Consider the following 17,318-nt stretch of genomic DNA (forward strand, 5'->3'; position numbering starts at 1 on the left):
TTTGTTGACCCCCGCATCTCAGAACCCAGGCGGCACTACATCAAACGAGCTTTAGCCAACGGGCAATGCGAGAAATACAGCTACACCTACGAAGACTCCCATATCTGGCACTTTGATGTCACGGTAGCGCCTCTGTATGGCTCGGAGGAGGTGATTACTGTCGTCCATGATGCCGCATCTTGGCAGCTGGGTTACTGGGTTAATCGCCGAGTGAAATCTGAATAATCCTCCTGTGCGGAATTCCGCAGAAAACCCACCCTGGATGAGGGGTGGGTTTTTTATTAGAAAGGAAGTTAGTCTTGGTTTCTAACAATGATTAATCCTCCTGACGGTTTTACCCTTATTAAGCAATTTTGTACAGACGAAAAGCTGTTATCCGATCTTGCCGCTTATGCCCGTTCCCTTCCCTGGCATGAAGCCCCTTGTCACCGCTGCGTCCTCCATGAAGGTAGAAAAAGGTGTGCTGCTGCCAAGGATGGGGATTTTTGGCGGCTGGACTTAACCGCTGGAAAGGAAACCGTCAACATAAAAAACAGAGGGCCGGAATGGCGGGAGCTGGTTGCTAAGTTACCCAAATTTCCGCATCCACAGGAAGACTTCCTGCCATCCTTCTTCCAAATAGCAAAGTATGACCCCTGTGCCATACTCGGAGCGCATAAGGATGACCCATTCAATTTTAGTCGGATGGCTTTTTTGGGCATTTGCGGAGATGCCCTTTTTAGCCTTCAAAAATCGGACGATGACCTAGCTGAAAAGTTCGAGGTCGAGTTAGAACCGGGTGATTTAGTGTTCCTCTCAGGCGAGGCTTTTCTCAACTGGTATCACGGGGCGCGTAACCTTGACGCTGAAAGAATTATTTTGCTGATGGGAGACACCAGAGGTAGCCATGTTGAGGAGGGCTGGAGGATTGTGAACGATACTCGTAAAATCCAAGCTGAGTTAAGAGAGCTTCTTAATAGCTTGTGACGGCGCGTTGGAGCTAACTAAATTCCTCTAAAATCAATCTGTTTCTTAAACAGCTATAAAATTTATGCACAGAAGTCAAATCAATAGGTTGAGACAAGAACTAGGGATGCCTAGCTATCACACACCTAATCTTTGTTGGGATGATGGACAGCCAAAAACTGAAGATGACATGGTAATTGAAGGGCTACTATTGGAAATTCGGGATTTACAAAATAATGTGAAAGTGCTTACAGAAACTGTGTCCCGTTTGGTTAGCTAAACCTATCAATAAATGCGGAATTCCGCATTTATTGAACTTACAACGCTTCAATCGCTTCTAGGATTGGGAGGCGTTCCTCTTCCGGGGTCAGGAACCTTACCTTATCGCGATCGCAGAAAATTTCTTTTCCGCAGACTTCCGCTCTGAGATACTTATTGCCAACTGAAAGAACCTTCGCCTTTCCCGTATAGGGAGAATCGCCCTTGCTCTTTATAACTTAGATGATCTCGCCAGCACTCATCTCCCGTACCTCTGCCACCTCTGGTTTCTCCGGTTCTTCATAGTCCTCCCCATTATCAGCAGAGACGCTAGGAGGCTCTAGGGCGACATTCCCTACACTGTGCAGCTCCAGATAGAACCGGAAAGCCTGAAACTTTTTGCCTAAATAAATTGCCACTTCCATTGGAGGTCTGCCGTCCCCCTCCAGGTAGCAGATGCCGCCAGCCATCTTGACAAGCTTCAAGAAGCCTTTGCTGTCAGTCATGGCTACGGACATCGTTATAATCGCGCTTTCTATGGCTCCTGATTGATAGGAGCTTTGGAGATTTGAAAGTATTTGATGGAATTCCCTCGTTCCGCTAGTCTGGCTAATTGAATTCTCGCTGGCATATACAGCAACCGACTTAGACACAGACAGAAAATCTTCTAGCTGCGAGAGAGACTTGGGAGCAAGATAGTCTGTCTCTGGGGATTCGAGGGTTGATGCGATCGCTCTCTCCAATGGAGTCTCCGGCTCCGGACGCGCCGCCTTTCCGACATACTCAACATCACCATCCCTCAAAGCAATGTATTCTTCCCGGTTCTGGAACTTGAATCGCATTGAGCCGTCCTTGTTTTGCTCAATGAACTCAACAACCTGCCCAATCTTTTCAGGGTACGCGCCGATGATTTTGTACAAGTCACCCTTGCAATACTTTGCTGCCGATCCGCCACCTCCTCCACCGCCGCCAGACTTAGGCTTAGGGTTGCTGGGATTGGGAGGGGTAATTTGCTTGAGGTATTCCTCAATTAATTCAGTGGGTATCTTCTTTAAATGTTCCCCTGGATACCCCGCCTCAGACGAACCCACATTCCACTTAACGACAAATGGGTTTGGGCTAGATTTAATAATGTCTGTAACCCGCCCATAAACCTGAATCAAATTCGGGTTTTCTAGCCGCTCGATAGCGAAATCATAGTTTTGTTTTTGGGCAACGTAATCGCCGACGGCAAAATCAAAACTTTCAGCCAGAGTCTTTAAATCATTTCGTCGAACCTCAATCACAGACTCCGGCTGACCGAGAATGCGGACATAAACTTTATTTGGGTCTGAGGGCTGGGAGGTAGTAGAGATGTAAACCTCTGTTCCTGGTTTCAGAAACCCATAAGCGTCTTCAGTCATGCCAGCTTTGATTTTGCCGGGTACTTCCTTCCCCTGGTAGTAAAAAATTTCATCTTCTACTGGTTGTTGCGAAGCCGTAGGCAAGGAGCCAGCAGTATCGCGGCGAGGCTTGCCTACTATCCGATTCACCACCTCTTCTATTTGGCTCATGGTGGGTTTGCCTCTGTCCTTAAGGCACTCGCTCCATGCTCCCAAAACCTTCTGTTCTTGCTCCTCTGGCTCTGTATTCTTCAGCAGTGTCGCCAAAGGTAAGCACTGGGATTTATTTTTAGGCAGAACCTCTGCGGAATTCCGCAGAAATATCGCGATTACTTTGGCAGCATCAATTAGCTCGTAAGCTGTCCTCACGCTGAGTTCCCAGCGTTTCTCGCAGTATTGCTCAAAGGTTTCGGCGTACTTCAGGTAATGCCGATTCTCATTGATACATTGAAGTGCCAAGCCTTTGATAAAGTCAACTTTGAAACCTCTAGACAGAGCGAGTTCGCAGCTTTCCAACGCTTTCTCATCTGCCTTGGAGAGGGTTTTAAGTTTCGGTAGATCAACCGCATCTATCGAATCACTCATTACAATGCCTTCGAGTTCTTCAAGCGAAAGCAAATTGTTACTGCTACTTACCGACAAAGAGTTATTAGCCATGATTCTTTAATTCCTTGTTGTTAATTGATTCGCACCAAGTCGGACAGTTGAAAAACTTCCGGTAGCCGCTTGTATACGTGTCCACATTCGCCAAAATTCGACTTTGTTCTTTGACCCTGATGCTCGGACAAATACACCCCCTCAAAGGCGACAGACGCTACCAAAAATTCTTGATTGTGATAGCGGCTACCCAGGCGTTCGACGCGAACGCGGTCGAGGGGTTGGAGGACTCGGCGGCGATATGGGCGGAAAGGAATGTAATTCTGTTGCATTGTTCTCTTCTTGTTTGTATTGGAATGTGTCGCATTTGCCGCACTTGATTAAGGCGGGTAGGGATTCCTTTTTGCTGAGGGAAATCGCACAACCCCTAGCGAATCCGCATACCCAGCAAGGCTCCGGCAGTGTCACGGGGTAGGACATCAATCGTCAGTTTTGTATTGACTGGTGTAGGTCAAAACTGAAACAACCCAAACTAAATCTGGGCGAGTTCGTGCTAATTCACCCGGATAAACGGTGAAAAACTTCTTCAAGTTTTTGCAATGTATTAATGTTGAATGCTCCCCTTTATGAGGTTTCAACAGCTTTACAAATTCAGGGATTTCTAGCCAGCGGTAAACAACGTGCTTGTTGCATTTAAGAGCCTCTGAGAGTTGGGTTAGGGAATAGTAATCGCCTTCTACTCTCCGGCTGTACCCTAAGTAATTAATCTGCTTTTGTAGGGAATCCCTCGTTCTACCGTTCCAACCTTTACTGCGGCATAAACTATTCAAGCGTCCGAGAATCGTGGATATCGGTTCGCTGCCTGCGTGTTCTTCCAAAAGCTGAATCTCTTCTGGTTCCCAGCGGCGCAGTCGGAGGCAGCGAGTCAAGTTCATCTCGGCAGCTTTGCGTCTAATTGCCCCTTCGCTCCTACCGAGTTTTTTAGATAAAAGCTCAGAAGATGGCTTTGTGCCATCATATTCGGCGATTAATAAGTCCTGGTCTTGCTGCGACCAACGAGTTGTTTTCACAGCCCACCTCCTGCAATCTTGCCGATTTCCTGCAAGCGCCGTTGTAAGCAATCAATTTGATAGTTCAAGATTCTTTGATCAGCAACAGAACGCTCTTTTTGAGCGATCGCATCCAGCAATTCACCAAACGCAGTAATTGCCATCTGGCGAGTTACATCTACAGGCTGGGCTTCCATCCAACCGCGAAACTCACTAAGCGCTTTGCGTTTGGCTTCTGGTGTAAGAGCTTCTGGCATCACGCCGCTAAATCTCTTCACTGAAGCAATGATTTCCTTTAGCTGGTAGGCGGCGAAGTCTGGGTTTACTTGGTTCATCAGACGCTCTCTCCCTCTACTGGATTGCACGGTCTGACTCGCTCGTAAGTTGTCCATCTAGCTTCACAATCAAGGCATTGCCGCCGCCGTTTGATGTGAAAAGGGGAGCTTCTAGTTTGGAGAATTTTGTTATTGAAGGTGGAACACTGGGGGCATTTCATTCCGGCCTCGTTCATTTGTTTTTCCTCAAATAAAGTTGGCGCACGGTTGATGCCCGTGCGCCTTTAATTAGTCGGAAGGTAGGTCGCAAATTAAGGTACTCAAATCATTTCTAAGGTCGGATGACCAGGAAAGTCTGCGGATTAAACAAGCAGCGAGGATTTCCGCCTGGTTGCGGTCGATATCAGAAACTTCAAACCAGTAGTCAACATCTTCCAAAATCCGCTCTACCAGTTCCTCAATTGCTGCTTGTAGGGCGATAGGGTAGAGGGTCGTAACGCGATCGCCTTGCTGTCTGGGAAGACTATCCATTTGCTGCTACCTCCAGATGCACGTCGTAATAAGTTTTGGTGTTGAAGTCGAGGACTTGTTCTCGCTTCCCTAATCGGCAAACAGTAGGAGAAATCGGGCCAGTGTTCCGCGCCAGCATATAAACTCGCTTAGATGCGGATCTCCTGGCATCTGGGTTCAGCAGATGTAAGAACCCAGTGCGGCAAAGGAAATTGACATATTTCCACGCCACCTTGCTTGGGACTTCGGCTGTTCCTTGCAAATCAGCTAGAGTGAATTTTTTTAGGATGCGGATTGCTTTCCACATCCGAGCCTTGGGATCAAGGTTCCCTTGAATGTTGGGGTCGAAGATACCATCCACGTCAATTACGGGTGCATATACTCCTGTATCTCGCACCATTTTGTAGATAGGAAATCTCTCATCCTTGCCAATCAAAAGTAGATATCCCGCGTTCCTCAAATGCCGACAGTAGGCAACAGTTGTCGCAAGTCCAACCTGCGCGTCTTTCTGCAATCGCTCAGTGTTGAAGGTTCCCAACTCTTTCATCGACTGCCACAAAATTTGATGTTGAGGAAATTTTTTCATCTCATCCCCCCGCGTTTACCGCGTTGAATTTGTGCGTACTGGTTAGCAGTCATTGCTTCCCAGCCTTGGGTTTTGGATACTTCCTCAATCTCCGCAAGGCGCAAAACAAAGCGTCCAATGCTCCCCTGTGTTTGCTTGAAGATTTCAATTAACAAATCTTCATCCAAGTGGATGCCGCAGCAACTATCGGCGACTGTTCGCGCATCGTCCTCAGTCATCGGGCCGAACCGGATTCGCTGCGAGATCCGGCGATCTAGTTGCTCCCGATGTGCCAGCTTTGCTTCTAGATGCTCCATGCCCACCAGGATGATTGGGCTTTCCGCACGGTCATGAATTACGCGAAGGGTTTCCAGCATCGCCAAGCCTTTTGTGCTGATAGCTGGCGACGCTGGACTGCGGTGGCTGAAGAAATAATCAGCCTCGTCTACAAACAAACCTCTTCGGGTTTCGCTCAAAATTTTGATGACTGCATCTTCCATATCTTTCGTGCGATGAAGCGGTGCAGCCCCCAACTCCCGGATGATGTCTCGGAGCATGGTCGCGGGTGTCCAATTGGGGGAGGCAGAAACATAGTAGGCATCTGTAGTGGCCGCGAGGTTTGCGATCGCAGTCGTTTTGCCTGTACCGGACTGGCCGGAGAGAACGGCAAACTTGACATTTACTAATGCTGGCTGCCGAAGCAAAGATTCATAAGCAAGCCTCAATTTGCGGCGGTTGCTTGTGTTCGCTAAAGTCTTAGTCTTGTCGCTACTTGCCATATAATTGACCTCAAAACGTGGAGTTTTTGCCCCAGGCACTGAATTGGAACCCATTACCTGGGGATTTTTCTTTTGAACTACAAAGCTTCCCGGCTAGAGCCGTTGAGCTGGTTAAGTTTATGGAGTATCTGCACTTCAGAAAGATTTTGCTCTTCCAGAATTAATTGCCCTTGCCACAAACCCATGTAGAGCCGCATCCAGTTAGCATCCTCAGCAGGAATTGAGTTACCTGTCTCTAGCTGTCGCCAAAGTGCCAGGAAATATTCGCCGTCGCGAATGATGATTGGGGCTGCGGACTCTTCGGGCTGCGCTGGTGGAACGGGAGCGATCGCAGGCAGACTGATTTGCTGCTGCGCGTCCAGTTCAGAGAGCGCTTCTTGAGCCTCGCGTAGACTCTGAGATTCAAAACTTTTAGTTGGCTGGCGTTTGCCAAATAGGGGAATCACCTTAGAATTAGCCGCACGATCATCTTGGATTCTTGCGATATCGTCGCTAGTGTCAGCAGCCTTTTGTAGCAAGGCTTTGGCTTCTCTCTCAGCTTTGGCAAATTCTTTATTGCCTGCCTTGGCTTCGGCGATGAGTTCTTTCTGCCCCATCAGAGCTTTACACTCTGCAACACACAGGAATTCAGCAAGGCTCTCATCTCGGTAGATTACGACTCTGCCAATATTGCAGAGGTCGTACCTGGCGTGAACCAGGGTGCCATTGATGTCCGAACGCATGAGTAGCGCAGAGACATATTCATAGTCGGAAATGATGACTTTCCCTTGAGTGACCTTTCTCAATCCCAGCCCATACTGAGCTTTAGCCGCAGGCGCTAGGAGTAAGTCAAGCTGTCTCTCCTCCACTGATGTCGGAGCTTGCGCCATCACGCCCTCATGCCATTTAGCAATCGGGGTCATGCCTAACTCGCTATGGATACGTTGCGATTCATACCATCCGCACCATTCATCCAGCCGCTGCTGAAACTCATGGCGGTCTAGGGTGAATTGTCCCAATAGCTTCTCGTCGGTATTGCCGATGAGTCTGTTCTTGCTCCTGATGGCTTGACGCTCTTCTACATTGCGCCCCAAGAATCCTGGCAGGCGACTTATCAGGTCATCGCACAATACTCCGAACAACCTTTCCACCCGCGCCTTCTGTTTGGGAGTGCGAGGCAGACATTTAATATGTCGGCAATTGAGAGGCGCGATCGCAATCTGCAATCTTTTACTGATATAGTCTTTTCCGTTATCAGTTCTGATTGCTTCTGGAACACCAAAGTCCAGCATCATCTGCCTGATTAAGGCAATAATCGCTTCGGCGTTACTCGTGGGAGTGACATAGAATCTACAGCGACAGCTGTAAAGGTCAATGCCTGCAATTAAGTAGAAGCGTTTCCAAGTCGCGCCCTCTTTCAAAGAGAACTCCACCACTTTGCTATCTACTAATGTGCTGTCTAATGCCCATTCCTGATTCGGATGAGTCAGGTTCTGGGACTGAGAGCCAATAGCAGAACCGTAGGAACTCCGGGCTTTCTCCGGATGTTCGATGATGGCGGCAAGGGACGGATTCTTAGCTTTCCAGTTGTCGATCCAACGGGAAAGGGTGCGAGAGCTAAAGTTGATTTCAAAATCCAGCTTTAGCAGCTCATATATATGAGGAGTTGACCAGCCCGCTGCCACTTTAGTTTGGATCAACTCGACTACTTCGGGATTTCGCCCAACTTTGTCCTGTCCCTTGCGCTTGCCATACTTATTGATAGCAAGCTCTTCTATCGAAGTTTTTTCCCAGCGCTGGAGGTTGCGATCGCTAACAGTCGGCACAGCTTTTCGCACCCACTCTGGAATTGAGATCAGTCCTTTGTTGTACGCACTGGCGAACAGCATCCGGCAGTGACACTTAAGTAGAGAATTTTCCTCACAGAAGGGCAATAGCTCTTCGAGGATGAACGCGATCGCTGCTGCCTTGGAATATGCGTAATTCCGCACATTCGTTCGCATTGTCTCAGGAGAACGTCCGATAATGGATTCAGGGTCAACATCAGCAGAAGATGTCCTGGGGACAGCTGGCGGGGGAGCCTCTACTATTTCTCCGCCCAGCGATTCCCTTATCTTGAGAGGCAGTGCTGACAGGTGATATTCCCATCCGCCGCCTCTATTGTTTCTTTTTCTTTTCGGCTCCCAGCCTTCCCTGTTTGCTTTTCTTTTGATTCCTTGGCAGGTCTGGGGAAGTTCGGACAAACCCAAGGACAGTAGTTCAGAAATGGAATACCACATACTCCTCTTGTTGGCTAGGTTGGAACACTACTGAAGCTCTCACTTACAACCTCCTGTATTTTTTCCCTGGCAGCTTTTTCTTGAATGGCTTCAGCCAGCCAATCGCGCTCGGAGACTTCTTTGACAGCCGCGCCCAACCTCACCAACCGATAAAGTTTTCGAGAAATCCTAGGTCTTACTTGTGTCATCTGACTTCGACTGTCTATGACTGTCTACGGCTGTTAACGACAATCTTATCACTACGGTACCACTGGTGCTAGTGGTACCGATGAAGTTATATTTGTTGTACGGACAAGCTGGAGGGGCTAATGACGATAATTTCTCTCTCTCAACACGAGCTAGAGGGAACAAGGTATACAGCGGCTGGGATCGCAAGGCTGAAACTTGCAATTAGGGCGACGCTGCAAAAGAATCGCTGGTCTGCAAGGGAGCTAGCTAGAAAAGCCGGCATTTCTCATGGGACTGTTCACAAGTACGTGAACGGACATATATCAGAACCACAGCCGAAAACTCTTGAAGCCTTAGCTCCATACATCTTCAAAGTAGTTTCATTTCCTTCGGACTTAATTACCATAGATACCGAACATACCTATGGAAGCGACTGGAGAGAGCTGGAGAGAATTGCCACGAGCGCCTTTGATCGAGAGCAGGAGGTCTACCAACAAGCTAGTAGCAGCGAAATGGAAAAGCTTGCCCAATTAATTTTGGATGAGATACGACGACAGGATATTGACTTAGAGCAATTCACCAGAGAGGCTCTACTTTCTCCCTCAGATATCAAAGACATCTTGCAAGGCATTATTCTCAGCGACGCTAGATACAAGCTAGGATTGCTGGCAACAAGACTGAGAAACCCCGAAACTGGACAAACGTTTTCTAGCTGGGAAGAGCTGGCTCTATACTGCGGACTCGCAAAAACCAAAAATCCCGCCCAAGAGGGGCAGGAAGACGATCAAGGTAGCATTTGTGATAACGGAGTTTCTTAGGTTAAGGGCTTCGCTGGCTCAATATGCTTGACCACTCTCACTAAGTCTCCTCGGTAGTAGATCAGGCGAGCTTCCACCAGAAAACTAGCTTTTTCCCCAGAAAAAAGATAGGCGACATAGGGATAATTCAGGACTTGGGTATCTTTGAGCAAAGCTCGTTTGAACCTCAGCAGCTCATCCTCCGGCCAATAGTTCGCCATGTTCTGCCCCTGCCAGTCGTTGGGGTTTGTTCCGCTGGCGAGTTCCACTCGCTCGTTAGACAACAAGCCTTTATTGTCTCGAAACCTGACGATTGCAGCAGCGCCCGGAAATCCCAGGACTTCCTTGATAACATCTTCATCGGACAAAGAAGGAATGCGAACGGAAGTTTGTGGCTGTATCATAGTATTTGGTAAATGCAAATCAACAGTAGGTTTTACGGGGAGCGATGCTCTTCTGTTCCCCGTAACTATTGTGATACGATTTATCTCCATTGATGCTGTCTTCATGATCTCTTCAGCGATTTGATACCCCCAACGATAGACAGCTTTAAATAACTCATCATTTAAGCACCCAATTAATACCTCGTCGTCTACAAAAGACAATTGACACTGGTTGATTAGCGCCAAGTAGGGATTACTGTTGCCGGAAGAAACATTGAAAGGATCAGTATCTTGCCAAGCTGTCATACTGGTTCAACTTTGTGGTTAAGTACGTTCAACTTCGTATCTTGTAGGTTCAACTTCAGTTCTTTTGGCGTTAATTTATCGTAGCTAACACTTAGAACTATTGTTGGCGGTGAGTTTCAAAACTTGAACCCAAGATGAACTTAGGTTCAAGTTAGGTTCATCTTGGGCGTTCAACTTATATACAGAGGAACTGCAACCCCAAATCAGCAAAAGGACAAGCTGCTATTTTAATTTCCTATTTTAAAGAAGAAAGCATACCTAGGGCGCATCCTAGGTATGCCTATTAAGCCTTTAAATTTTAAAGAGTCAAAACTAAAATCTTGACGTTTGATACTTCAGTCCCAGGAATGCCGGAATATCGAAAGACCTATTAGATCCCGCCCATGTAATGCGAGTGACCTCCTTTTCAGTTTTTAAGGCGGAGACAGCCCAGCGCTTTATCTGCTTTCTAAGTTTTACGGCGGTAGTAAAATCATCTGCTTTGACCACCAGCGCTGTAGAGGTAAAAGCCAAAGAAAATTTGTTGTTTAGTTCGTCCATCTCTGCGGAAATCCTCACAGCTTTAGGCAAGTTCAGGCATCTTTGCTATAGCTGGGCGGCATGGCGGATGTATTCCTTAATTAGGGGCATGAACTTTTGCTCTTCTGTGGACTGAGTGATCGCAGCTAAACAGATTGTCTGGCAGATGTACGTCCTAATTACGTATTTTTGTGCCTGTTTGTAGGTGCCATAGTGAGGAATAAAGCTATAGGAAGACCTCCCTTCCCACTTCTCTAAATCGCAGTTGTAGTAACACACGCCGATGGTGGTGCCATAACAAGACTCTGCCTCCCACCTTTTAGGATTGAAGTAGTGATAAAACGTGCCAATTAGAGTGGTTCCACACCAAGCACGGTATGCACCACTGGGGACGACATTGATGTTGATTTCAATCTCTGGCGTGACTTCCTGAGCTTGTTGTGCAACATCCGGAGCTAATTCGCCTCCTGGGTGCGCGATAGAGTCTCGCAAGAACTGAATCTGTTGTCTGAGCGCCTTTGTATCTCTGGCAAACTGTCGCTGGATCTTCGTGGCTTGCTCTTGATGCGCGATAGAGAGACTGTTTAAAGCTCCTTCTAGAGCGCCTACCTGAAGCAGCAGTTCCTTTTTTGTGGCGCGTAGGGACTTAGGTTGTATGACGGTTAGCCGATTACTTGAAATCATGATTATTTACGAGAGATGACTAGGACAAACAACAGCAGCCCGGAGACCGCTGTTGTTGAGTCGGAACTAATTAAGCGACACAGCGGAATTTCTGGGTATATGCCTCAGTTACCGCTTTTTGAGCTTGTTCGCGGGTTGTGTAGCGGCGCAGGGTTGCATATCGGGGTTCTGCTTCCCACTTGCCGAGTTTTCTGTTGTAGTAAAAAGTGCCGATAAGCTGTCTCCCCATCCAGGCACGATAAACACCTTCTTCGGTGCGATCAATCTCGACTTCTGGCGCGATTTCCTGCGCTTGGGCTTCAATGTATTGGTTGAGTTCGCTTTGTGCCTGCTGCTGGCGCTGCGCTGCCAGGATGCTCTTGAAGGTTTCTTTGTGGATGGGGTTTGAGCCGCCCGAAAGCTTAACCCAAACAATGTCATGGTCGAGGCGGATACCTTCGATTTCTTCGGGGTGAACCTCGCGCTGCAAGTCCCAGGTAAGGACTTGGGCGATCGTGATTTTGTCTTGAAGCGAAAGAGGCGATCTACGGGAGGATGCGATCGCGGCAATTGTCTGTGACATGATGATTACAACCCTTAATCAATGGTGGTTTTGGGGGTAGAGAAGCGGTTGTTTGCTGTCCAGGCGGTGGCCGCTTTCTCTATACCTAATTTTCATCTATTAGTTGACATCTGTCAACTGTCAACCAATGGTTGACACCCAAGGGGATATTAAACTAAAGTATTAATTGAGAGCCGAAATTATGCCCGTGAAGATTCTGCTTAAAGAAATAAGAGAGGCCAGACAAGTGTCCTTAAATGATGTCTCTCGGCTGACCGGATTAAGTCCACAGTATCTTTCCAAAATTGAAAACGGAAAATCAAATCCTACGTTGAAGACTATCGGCGATATTTGCCGAGGACTGCGAATCCAGCCAGGAGACTGGATTATTTATGAGTTTGAGCAGACGCTGAGCGACTTGATCGTTGAGGAGAGCAATCACCCCGAACCGCAATTACCTAAAGAGATCACACCCGTGGAGGGAGAAGAAAGCCCCGAAACCTATCAGCCCGTAGCAGAACAAAGTGATCGCGCCGAAACCCAGCCGATTGAGGAAAGTGATCGCACTGATGGATTAGATGAGTCCGTCAGGCAAAACGAAGAAAAAGCCGTTTAGTAGTGCGGGAGAAGTATGTGGTATTCAATTTCTGAGCTGCTGTCCTTGGGTTTGTCCGAACTTCCCCAGACCTGCCAAGGAATCAAAAGAAAGGCGAATAAAGAGGGCTGGGTACCAAAAAGAAGAAGGACGAAGAGGGGCGAAAGAAAAAATCACACATATTGACCTACCAGAGAAGGAAGCGGCCAATGAACGACAAGGAATGGATATCGGGGACAGAACTAGCTTGTCTCTTGGGGATATCTCGGCAGGCGGTACACAAGAAGGCGATTAGCTGGATACCAAAAAGAAAAAGGATGAAGAGGGGCGGCGGATGGGAATATCACATCAGCTCTTTACCTATCAAGATTCAAGAGGCAATACTAGGCGCAGATACCAAAGTGAAGACAAGCACAATTGACTTGTCAGCTTTTAGCCTATCAGCCTTGCCAAAATTACTGCTTGCTGACAGGCGACTCCTACCCACCTGCTCAGCCGTTTACTTCGTAATCCAAGGAGGTACTGTACTTTACATCGGCAAAGCAATTAATTTGGTTCAGCGATGGAGGGGCCATGAGCGCTGGTATCAACTTAAAGACCGAGAAGTCAACGGTACTATCTATATTGCTTGGCTGGAGTGTGACGAGACAAAATCTCTTGAACTCATCGAGGCAGTGATGATCAATCTATTAAATCCTGCGCTTAACGAACGTCGAATAACAAGTGTGCCAAAAACAGAGCAGGGAGTCAGGTGCAGGCTAAAAGAATTAATGTCCAGGGAAGACCCGTCATTAACTGTTGAACGCTTAGCCTGCGAAACTGAAATCGATCTCAAGGAATTAGAAAAGCTATTTTCTAACAGATTCAAGAAAATTGATTGCTCGTTGATTCAAATTCTGTGTGACTATTTCGATTGCAGTATAGGAGAATTATTGGTTAACGAGAGGCGCAGCAGCCTGTCAAAGCGCGAAGCGTCCGAAGAATGGATTTCCTTGAGCAGACTAGCTACGATACTGGGTGTTACCTCTCGGTCTTTGCAGAAAAAAGTCAAAGGTCAGGACTGGAATCCTAAACGTAAACGCCAAGAACGCGGAGGCGGCTGGGAGTATCACATCTCTGGATTACCAGAAGATATTCAATGCAGAATATCAGCAGTTAATTGACCGAAATTAATGGGATACAAGCCCCGTCCTTATAGGACGGCTTTTCTTGGTTTTTAATGTACTGCTTTAAAACCTCTATTGGCGCACCTCCTACGGAGACATTGTTAGAGCAGAAAGCGATCGCGTAGTAACGCCAATGACCGCACCATCCTTAGCCAGAAGAGAGAAGCAAAAGAAAAAGCCCGTCAACAAACGGGCTTGGTTTGATGCGGGAGGACTTCAGAAGCTGGGGCAGATTCTTCGCGAAACCAGGGAGCAGAAGAATCTGTCCCTGGATGATCTCTATGAGGTGACAGGATTCCCCCGATCCACGATTAACAATTTGGAAAATGGGGCAACCGAGAGTGTTAATGTCCCATTGCTTGATTTACTGTGCGAGATTTTAGAACCCATAAACCCGAAAACAGGTGCACCCTACGGGACATGGGAACTGCTGTCAATGGCACTGGTATCTCGACCCCTCAACATTGTGAGCAAGAATCGTGCGTTGTTGGCGTTCGGTAATGGGGAGCAAAAAGGGAAAGGGAAAGTGTCTACTACTACTATTCAAGATTTAATAAACGAGTGTTTGCATCGCAGACAAGTCACTTTGCAAGAAATAGAATTTCAACTAGGAGAGATGCGTCTCAAGGAGACGGCAGATATGTCTTTCCAGCAGCTTGAATTAATATTTAGAGGGGAAGTTATTCCCCATGATGAAGAACTACGGGTTATTAGAGAATTGGTAGATCCTCATGAATCCATATTTTCAGAAGAGGAATGGCTTAAAGCCCTATCAAACCAAAAAAAATCTGCCCCTTGTGAAGAGGCAGAAACTAATTGTAATTTTCAAAACGGCTAGACAATTATTCGGATTTTGTCCTGCGATTTACCCAATGACCTAGCTGCCAAGATGCAGTATCACGGATGATGGCAATGAGTTCTTCAGTGCCATACAAAGGAGCTAGTGTGACCTCAAAATGCCAAAGGTGAGAGTCTTCATAGCTATAGCTATATTTCTCACACTGTCCGTTAGCCAAAGCTCGTTTAATGTAGTGTCGCCGAGGCTCCGAGATCCGAGGGTCAATCAAGGAAAGAGGCTGTCCTATCATTTCTTTCTTAGGCTTATTCAGACGCTCTGGCAAGGGCGCATATACATCTAAATAAGTGAAGTCACTGTCTTGACTGCTGTCGTGTAAAGTTGTTGTAACTGCACCTGCGCCGACAGCTTCCAGCAAAGCGGCATGACGTTGAGCGCGAGGCAGGATTAGAGATAACATGGTATGTGGTTCTACCTTTTCTGAAAAGTCTAGTGAATTACCAGCAAAGGATGCTGATCCGTAACGGCATCCTTTCATCTTCAGTATTATCCTTTCCGCTAATCCTAGCAAGTGGGCCGCAGAGACTAATAAACTCCTCTCATCCCAAAGTTTTTCAGTCACAACCTTAGAGGGACAATCAACAACCAAAACAATCCCTGTTTCTGATTCCTCTCGATAAATCTGACACGTTGAAATTACTTCAGATTCGCAAAGCGCTATGAAGTAATCTAATACCTCAGTACACAGGGGAGATTGAGAGCGAGACATAAACCGTTTTTGGCTATTTCCTGCTATTTTTACGGAGTAAAAGTCAATTTTAATCCCTAAATAGGCGGATTGACTCTCCATATAAAAATAGCTTAAAGCAGTTAATTCGACTTGGCTCCGCAAGTTTTCACGTCATTCCCTGCATAATTAAAGTTAAACACAGTAGTATCAGTTAATGGTTCAACGGCTTGAGCTGCTTTCCCATCAGGGGAAAACACCATCAACATTTCAAAACCCTTCCCCTCACCAAACTTAAAATTAAGTGACCGCGACTTGGGCGACTGAGACAAGATAGCGTAGAAGTCTTTAACCAATTTATCCTCTACAGCATCGTAGACATACATGGTGCCATCATCGAAACACCAATGCGATCGCTTGTTATCACTAACCCAGTGACCTTGTAGAGTTGCCGCTGGGGTGGACGTATCACGCCGAGAACAACCAACAACTAGAACAAATGAAACTATAATAATACTCAGAAACTTAACGCTCATAAGTGTGCCGGAGAGATAGATTTTGCCGTTGATCTATTGTCTCCGGTTTTGCTTTTAAGTTACATGGTTTATTAATAAAGCTCTATTTCGGTTACTTGAAGTTCATCAGCATAGCTATTATTGCTAAGCCACATACGAATAAGATGTATAGCCTTGCCGATAGTTTTAGCAGCTCCAATCACATCACCGCCTTGATAATCCACCTGGTAACTTGCAATTCAAATATACTCTGCGCTTGGATTTCGATTATTTAAAGTGAAAATAGAAATGTTTGCAAAATCCCGCTCAGGATCGGACGAAGCACAAGTCTTAGTGTAAATCTCTTCCTCACTCATGCCTTAATACTCCCAATTTGCTTTAAAACACTTTTTTCTTGTTCTGCAAGGATTTGAGACGTTGAGAGTGTCCTACCTCGATTTGCTTTTAAGCACTTTTATCGCTATGGCTAAAACTGGCGGCAGAATTTCTGGAGTCTCGCCGAAGTGGAGTGCGATCGCGTTCCATAGAATCCAGCTAGAAGAGCTATCGGAACGGCTTACCACTCTAGCTAAAGCTGGAGGAATCACCCTCGGCGACGCTCCAGCAACAATAAAATTTCAGCGTACTATCAGCCTTAAGAACGATTAATCGTGCGGAATTCCGCAGAAACCTCAACGGACTGCACTGGGCTGGGACTGTAAGAATCCCACGAACTCCAACAGCTCCTCATCAGAAAGTTCTTGCCTGGTGTTCTTCTTGTACTTAGACTGCAAATACCTTGACCCATCGGCTCTACTGGTCAACCCGACACGCTTACATTCCTGAAGTGATATCTCCATCAAGCGATCGCGTGTAAGTTGCGCGGGATGCGATCGCCTCGGACTCGGAGCTGAATAAGACACCAAAGGAGGCGCAGCGGCTGTACGAGGAGACGGAGGCTGCGGAAATATCTCTTGATAGTTCAACTCCTCATCTTCTGCCTGGTAGTCTTCCTCCCATTCAACTTCGGTCGGAGCAAACAGTGTCGAAACCTTTACTTTGCTCTTTTTCCACGCTTCTTCTATCTCTTTGGAGAGCAGCTTAGGGGGAACGGGGATAACATTGTATTCGGTTTCTAGCTTTTCGCCCGTTTTGATAATTTTGAGGTCATAGCCAATGGGGCTTCCCCAATCTTCGCTTCGGCTGAGAGCCATAATCGCACTTTGAATGGTGGACTGGGTGACTTCCCAAATGCAAATTTGTTCTGTTCCATAATTCCAAATAGGCATCGCCCAAAAATGCTTAATTTTCTCAGGCACTCCACCTTTTTTGCGAATGTTGGTTGGCGGGACAGCAGGGCGTTCACGTAAGTACACACATTTATTATTTTCATTCCAGTATTGATAGCCCATCTCAGGCTTATCCAAAATTCGGATGCGGTTTTCACCGCCTAGAAGCTTAAAGAATAAACCAGAAGCTGCTTTGGGTGGTTCGTAGCTGTTGGGTAAAAAATTGTCATTCATG

Annotated in this window: 25 protein-coding genes; 8 read left to right on the forward strand and 17 right to left on the reverse strand. The window is 46.9% G+C overall.

What is annotated here, in order from left to right; all coding sequences use genetic code 11:
- From H6F63_RS24405 to H6F63_RS24415, 3 genes are all read left to right on the forward strand, one after another.
- A partial coding sequence (locus H6F63_RS24405; protein WP_190639385.1) for a hypothetical protein occupies window positions 1-225 on the forward strand: 225 nt, incomplete at its 5' end.
- 87 nt (window positions 226-312) lie between these two features.
- A complete protein-coding gene (locus tag H6F63_RS24410) occupies window positions 313-966 on the forward strand; it encodes a hypothetical protein (RefSeq protein WP_190639959.1) in 654 nt (217 codons plus the stop codon).
- A gap of 64 nt (window positions 967-1,030) precedes the next feature.
- A complete protein-coding gene (locus H6F63_RS24415; protein ID WP_190639960.1) occupies window positions 1,031-1,225 on the forward strand; it encodes a hypothetical protein in 195 nt (64 codons plus the stop codon).
- A gap of 217 nt (window positions 1,226-1,442) precedes the next feature.
- Here the strand turns inward: H6F63_RS24415 and H6F63_RS24420 are convergent, their stop codons facing one another.
- From H6F63_RS24420 to H6F63_RS24460, 9 genes are all read right to left on the reverse strand, one after another.
- Window positions 1,443-3,242 (reverse strand): hypothetical protein, encoded by a 1,800-nt coding sequence (locus H6F63_RS24420; RefSeq protein ID WP_190639961.1) that lies wholly within the window; start codon window positions 3,240-3,242, stop codon window positions 1,443-1,445.
- 20 nt (window positions 3,243-3,262) lie between these two features.
- On the reverse strand, window positions 3,263-3,514 hold the full coding sequence (locus H6F63_RS24425) for a hypothetical protein (RefSeq protein ID WP_190639962.1): 252 nt from the start codon (window positions 3,512-3,514) through the stop codon (window positions 3,263-3,265).
- Window positions 3,515-3,661: 147 nt separating this feature from the next.
- Window positions 3,662-4,252 carry a hypothetical protein gene (locus H6F63_RS24430; RefSeq protein ID WP_190639963.1) on the reverse strand — a complete coding sequence of 197 codons (591 nt, stop codon included), beginning with the start codon at window positions 4,250-4,252 and terminating at the stop codon, window positions 3,662-3,664.
- On the reverse strand, window positions 4,249-4,566 hold the full coding sequence (locus tag H6F63_RS24435; protein ID WP_190639964.1) for a hypothetical protein: 318 nt from the start codon (window positions 4,564-4,566) through the stop codon (window positions 4,249-4,251). Before H6F63_RS24435 ends, H6F63_RS24430 begins: the two co-directional genes overlap by 4 nt.
- 228 nt (window positions 4,567-4,794) lie before the next feature.
- Window positions 4,795-5,037 carry a hypothetical protein gene (locus tag H6F63_RS24440; RefSeq protein WP_190639965.1) on the reverse strand — a complete coding sequence of 81 codons (243 nt, stop codon included), beginning with the start codon at window positions 5,035-5,037 and terminating at the stop codon, window positions 4,795-4,797.
- On the reverse strand, window positions 5,030-5,602 hold the full coding sequence (locus H6F63_RS24445) for a hypothetical protein (RefSeq protein ID WP_190639966.1): 573 nt from the start codon (window positions 5,600-5,602) through the stop codon (window positions 5,030-5,032). Before H6F63_RS24445 ends, H6F63_RS24440 begins: the two co-directional genes overlap by 8 nt.
- Window positions 5,599-6,414: an ATP-binding protein gene (locus H6F63_RS24450; RefSeq protein ID WP_190639967.1), complete on the reverse strand. Its 816-nt coding sequence runs from the start codon at window positions 6,412-6,414 to the stop codon at window positions 5,599-5,601. Before H6F63_RS24450 ends, H6F63_RS24445 begins: the two co-directional genes overlap by 4 nt.
- A 23-nt stretch (window positions 6,415-6,437) precedes the next feature.
- Window positions 6,438-8,618: a DDE-type integrase/transposase/recombinase gene (locus H6F63_RS24455; protein ID WP_190639968.1), complete on the reverse strand. Its 2,181-nt coding sequence runs from the start codon at window positions 8,616-8,618 to the stop codon at window positions 6,438-6,440.
- A gap of 14 nt (window positions 8,619-8,632) precedes the next feature.
- Complete coding sequence (locus tag H6F63_RS24460) at window positions 8,633-8,806, reverse strand: hypothetical protein (RefSeq protein WP_190639969.1); 174 nt, start codon at window positions 8,804-8,806, stop codon at window positions 8,633-8,635.
- A gap of 120 nt (window positions 8,807-8,926) precedes the next feature.
- On the opposite strand from H6F63_RS24460, the gene H6F63_RS24465 reads away from it, so the two are divergent.
- Window positions 8,927-9,604 carry a helix-turn-helix transcriptional regulator gene (locus H6F63_RS24465; RefSeq protein ID WP_190639970.1) on the forward strand — a complete coding sequence of 226 codons (678 nt, stop codon included), beginning with the start codon at window positions 8,927-8,929 and terminating at the stop codon, window positions 9,602-9,604.
- Here the strand turns inward: H6F63_RS24465 and H6F63_RS24470 are convergent.
- The 4 genes from H6F63_RS24470 to H6F63_RS24485 all read right to left on the reverse strand — a co-directional run bounded on the left by H6F63_RS24470 (window position 9,601) and on the right by H6F63_RS24485 (window position 12,037).
- Entirely contained in the window at window positions 9,601-10,272 is a 672-nt protein-coding gene (locus tag H6F63_RS24470; RefSeq protein WP_190639971.1) for a hypothetical protein, read from the reverse strand. The two genes, H6F63_RS24465 and H6F63_RS24470, sit on opposite strands and share 4 nt — an antisense overlap.
- 312 nt (window positions 10,273-10,584) lie before the next feature.
- Window positions 10,585-10,812 (reverse strand): hypothetical protein, encoded by a 228-nt coding sequence (locus H6F63_RS24475; protein WP_190639972.1) that lies wholly within the window; start codon window positions 10,810-10,812, stop codon window positions 10,585-10,587.
- A 45-nt stretch (window positions 10,813-10,857) separates the two neighbouring features.
- Window positions 10,858-11,475 carry a hypothetical protein gene (locus H6F63_RS24480; protein WP_190639973.1) on the reverse strand — a complete coding sequence of 206 codons (618 nt, stop codon included), beginning with the start codon at window positions 11,473-11,475 and terminating at the stop codon, window positions 10,858-10,860.
- Window positions 11,476-11,545: 70 nt separating this feature from the next.
- Window positions 11,546-12,037, reverse strand: a complete 492-nt coding sequence (locus H6F63_RS24485) for a hypothetical protein (RefSeq protein WP_190639974.1) — start codon at window positions 12,035-12,037, stop codon at window positions 11,546-11,548.
- 181 nt (window positions 12,038-12,218) lie between these two features.
- On the opposite strand from H6F63_RS24485, the gene H6F63_RS24490 reads away from it, so the two are divergent.
- The 3 genes from H6F63_RS24490 (at window position 12,219) to H6F63_RS24500 (ending at window position 14,615) form a co-directional block, all read left to right on the forward strand.
- Window positions 12,219-12,632, forward strand: a complete 414-nt coding sequence (locus H6F63_RS24490) for a helix-turn-helix transcriptional regulator (protein ID WP_190639975.1) — start codon at window positions 12,219-12,221, stop codon at window positions 12,630-12,632.
- Between the two features lie 188 nt (window positions 12,633-12,820).
- Entirely contained in the window at window positions 12,821-13,774 is a 954-nt protein-coding gene (locus H6F63_RS24495; protein ID WP_190639976.1) for a helix-turn-helix domain-containing protein, read from the forward strand.
- Window positions 13,775-13,910: 136 nt separating this feature from the next.
- A complete protein-coding gene (locus H6F63_RS24500; RefSeq protein WP_190639977.1) occupies window positions 13,911-14,615 on the forward strand; it encodes a helix-turn-helix transcriptional regulator in 705 nt (234 codons plus the stop codon).
- 4 nt (window positions 14,616-14,619) lie between these two features.
- On the opposite strand, the gene H6F63_RS24505 is transcribed toward H6F63_RS24500, so the two are convergent.
- The 3 genes from H6F63_RS24505 to H6F63_RS30690 form a co-directional block, all read right to left on the reverse strand.
- The gene (locus tag H6F63_RS24505) at window positions 14,620-15,423 is read right to left on the reverse strand and encodes a hypothetical protein (RefSeq protein WP_190639978.1); all 804 of its coding nucleotides are present in this window, start codon (window positions 15,421-15,423) and stop codon (window positions 14,620-14,622) included.
- Between the two features lie 20 nt (window positions 15,424-15,443).
- Window positions 15,444-15,836 (reverse strand): hypothetical protein, encoded by a 393-nt coding sequence (locus tag H6F63_RS24510; RefSeq protein ID WP_190639979.1) that lies wholly within the window; start codon window positions 15,834-15,836, stop codon window positions 15,444-15,446.
- 71 nt (window positions 15,837-15,907) lie between these two features.
- Window positions 15,908-16,039, reverse strand: a complete 132-nt coding sequence (locus tag H6F63_RS30690; protein ID WP_277876490.1) for a hypothetical protein — start codon at window positions 16,037-16,039, stop codon at window positions 15,908-15,910.
- A 238-nt stretch (window positions 16,040-16,277) separates the two neighbouring features.
- Between H6F63_RS30690 and H6F63_RS24515 the strand changes: the two genes are divergently transcribed.
- Window positions 16,278-16,463, forward strand: a complete 186-nt coding sequence (locus tag H6F63_RS24515; RefSeq protein WP_190639980.1) for a hypothetical protein — start codon at window positions 16,278-16,280, stop codon at window positions 16,461-16,463.
- A 23-nt stretch (window positions 16,464-16,486) separates the two neighbouring features.
- On the opposite strand, the gene H6F63_RS24520 is transcribed toward H6F63_RS24515, so the two are convergent.
- Complete coding sequence (locus tag H6F63_RS24520) at window positions 16,487-17,317, reverse strand: hypothetical protein (protein ID WP_190639981.1); 831 nt, start codon at window positions 17,315-17,317, stop codon at window positions 16,487-16,489.
- Window position 17,318: the final 1 nt, after the last annotated feature.

Source organism: Trichocoleus sp. FACHB-40, from assembly GCF_014695915.1.
Lineage (GTDB): Bacteria > Cyanobacteriota > Cyanobacteriia > Cyanobacteriales > FACHB-T130 > Funiculus > Funiculus sociatus.

Excerpts from the sequence above, each read along its gene's own strand:
- H6F63_RS24410 (WP_190639959.1), top strand. The coding sequence starts at position 313 with ATGATTAATCCTCCTGACGGTTTTACCCTTATTAAGCAATTTTGTACA.
- H6F63_RS24415 (WP_190639960.1), top strand. The coding sequence starts at position 1,031 with ATGCACAGAAGTCAAATCAATAGGTTGAGACAAGAACTAGGGATGCCT.
- H6F63_RS24420 (WP_190639961.1), bottom strand. The coding sequence starts at position 3,242 with ATGGCTAATAACTCTTTGTCGGTAAGTAGCAGTAACAATTTGCTTTCG.
- H6F63_RS24425 (WP_190639962.1), bottom strand. The coding sequence starts at position 3,514 with ATGCAACAGAATTACATTCCTTTCCGCCCATATCGCCGCCGAGTCCTC.
- H6F63_RS24435 (WP_190639964.1), bottom strand. The coding sequence starts at position 4,566 with ATGAACCAAGTAAACCCAGACTTCGCCGCCTACCAGCTAAAGGAAATC.
- H6F63_RS24440 (WP_190639965.1), bottom strand. The coding sequence starts at position 5,037 with ATGGATAGTCTTCCCAGACAGCAAGGCGATCGCGTTACGACCCTCTAC.
- H6F63_RS24445 (WP_190639966.1), bottom strand. The coding sequence starts at position 5,602 with ATGAAAAAATTTCCTCAACATCAAATTTTGTGGCAGTCGATGAAAGAG.
- H6F63_RS24450 (WP_190639967.1), bottom strand. The coding sequence starts at position 6,414 with ATGGGTTCCAATTCAGTGCCTGGGGCAAAAACTCCACGTTTTGAGGTC.
- H6F63_RS24455 (WP_190639968.1), bottom strand. The coding sequence starts at position 8,618 with ATGTGGTATTCCATTTCTGAACTACTGTCCTTGGGTTTGTCCGAACTT.
- H6F63_RS24460 (WP_190639969.1), bottom strand. The coding sequence starts at position 8,806 with ATGACACAAGTAAGACCTAGGATTTCTCGAAAACTTTATCGGTTGGTG.
- H6F63_RS24465 (WP_190639970.1), top strand. The coding sequence starts at position 8,927 with ATGACGATAATTTCTCTCTCTCAACACGAGCTAGAGGGAACAAGGTAT.
- H6F63_RS24470 (WP_190639971.1), bottom strand. The coding sequence starts at position 10,272 with ATGACAGCTTGGCAAGATACTGATCCTTTCAATGTTTCTTCCGGCAAC.
- H6F63_RS24475 (WP_190639972.1), bottom strand. The coding sequence starts at position 10,812 with ATGGACGAACTAAACAACAAATTTTCTTTGGCTTTTACCTCTACAGCG.
- H6F63_RS24480 (WP_190639973.1), bottom strand. The coding sequence starts at position 11,475 with ATGATTTCAAGTAATCGGCTAACCGTCATACAACCTAAGTCCCTACGC.
- H6F63_RS24485 (WP_190639974.1), bottom strand. The coding sequence starts at position 12,037 with ATGTCACAGACAATTGCCGCGATCGCATCCTCCCGTAGATCGCCTCTT.
- H6F63_RS24490 (WP_190639975.1), top strand. The coding sequence starts at position 12,219 with ATGCCCGTGAAGATTCTGCTTAAAGAAATAAGAGAGGCCAGACAAGTG.
- H6F63_RS24495 (WP_190639976.1), top strand. The coding sequence starts at position 12,821 with ATGAACGACAAGGAATGGATATCGGGGACAGAACTAGCTTGTCTCTTG.
- H6F63_RS24500 (WP_190639977.1), top strand. The coding sequence starts at position 13,911 with ATGACCGCACCATCCTTAGCCAGAAGAGAGAAGCAAAAGAAAAAGCCC.
- H6F63_RS24505 (WP_190639978.1), bottom strand. The coding sequence starts at position 15,423 with ATGGAGAGTCAATCCGCCTATTTAGGGATTAAAATTGACTTTTACTCC.
- H6F63_RS24510 (WP_190639979.1), bottom strand. The coding sequence starts at position 15,836 with ATGAGCGTTAAGTTTCTGAGTATTATTATAGTTTCATTTGTTCTAGTT.
- H6F63_RS24515 (WP_190639980.1), top strand. The coding sequence starts at position 16,278 with ATGGCTAAAACTGGCGGCAGAATTTCTGGAGTCTCGCCGAAGTGGAGT.
- H6F63_RS24520 (WP_190639981.1), bottom strand. The coding sequence starts at position 17,317 with ATGAATGACAATTTTTTACCCAACAGCTACGAACCACCCAAAGCAGCT.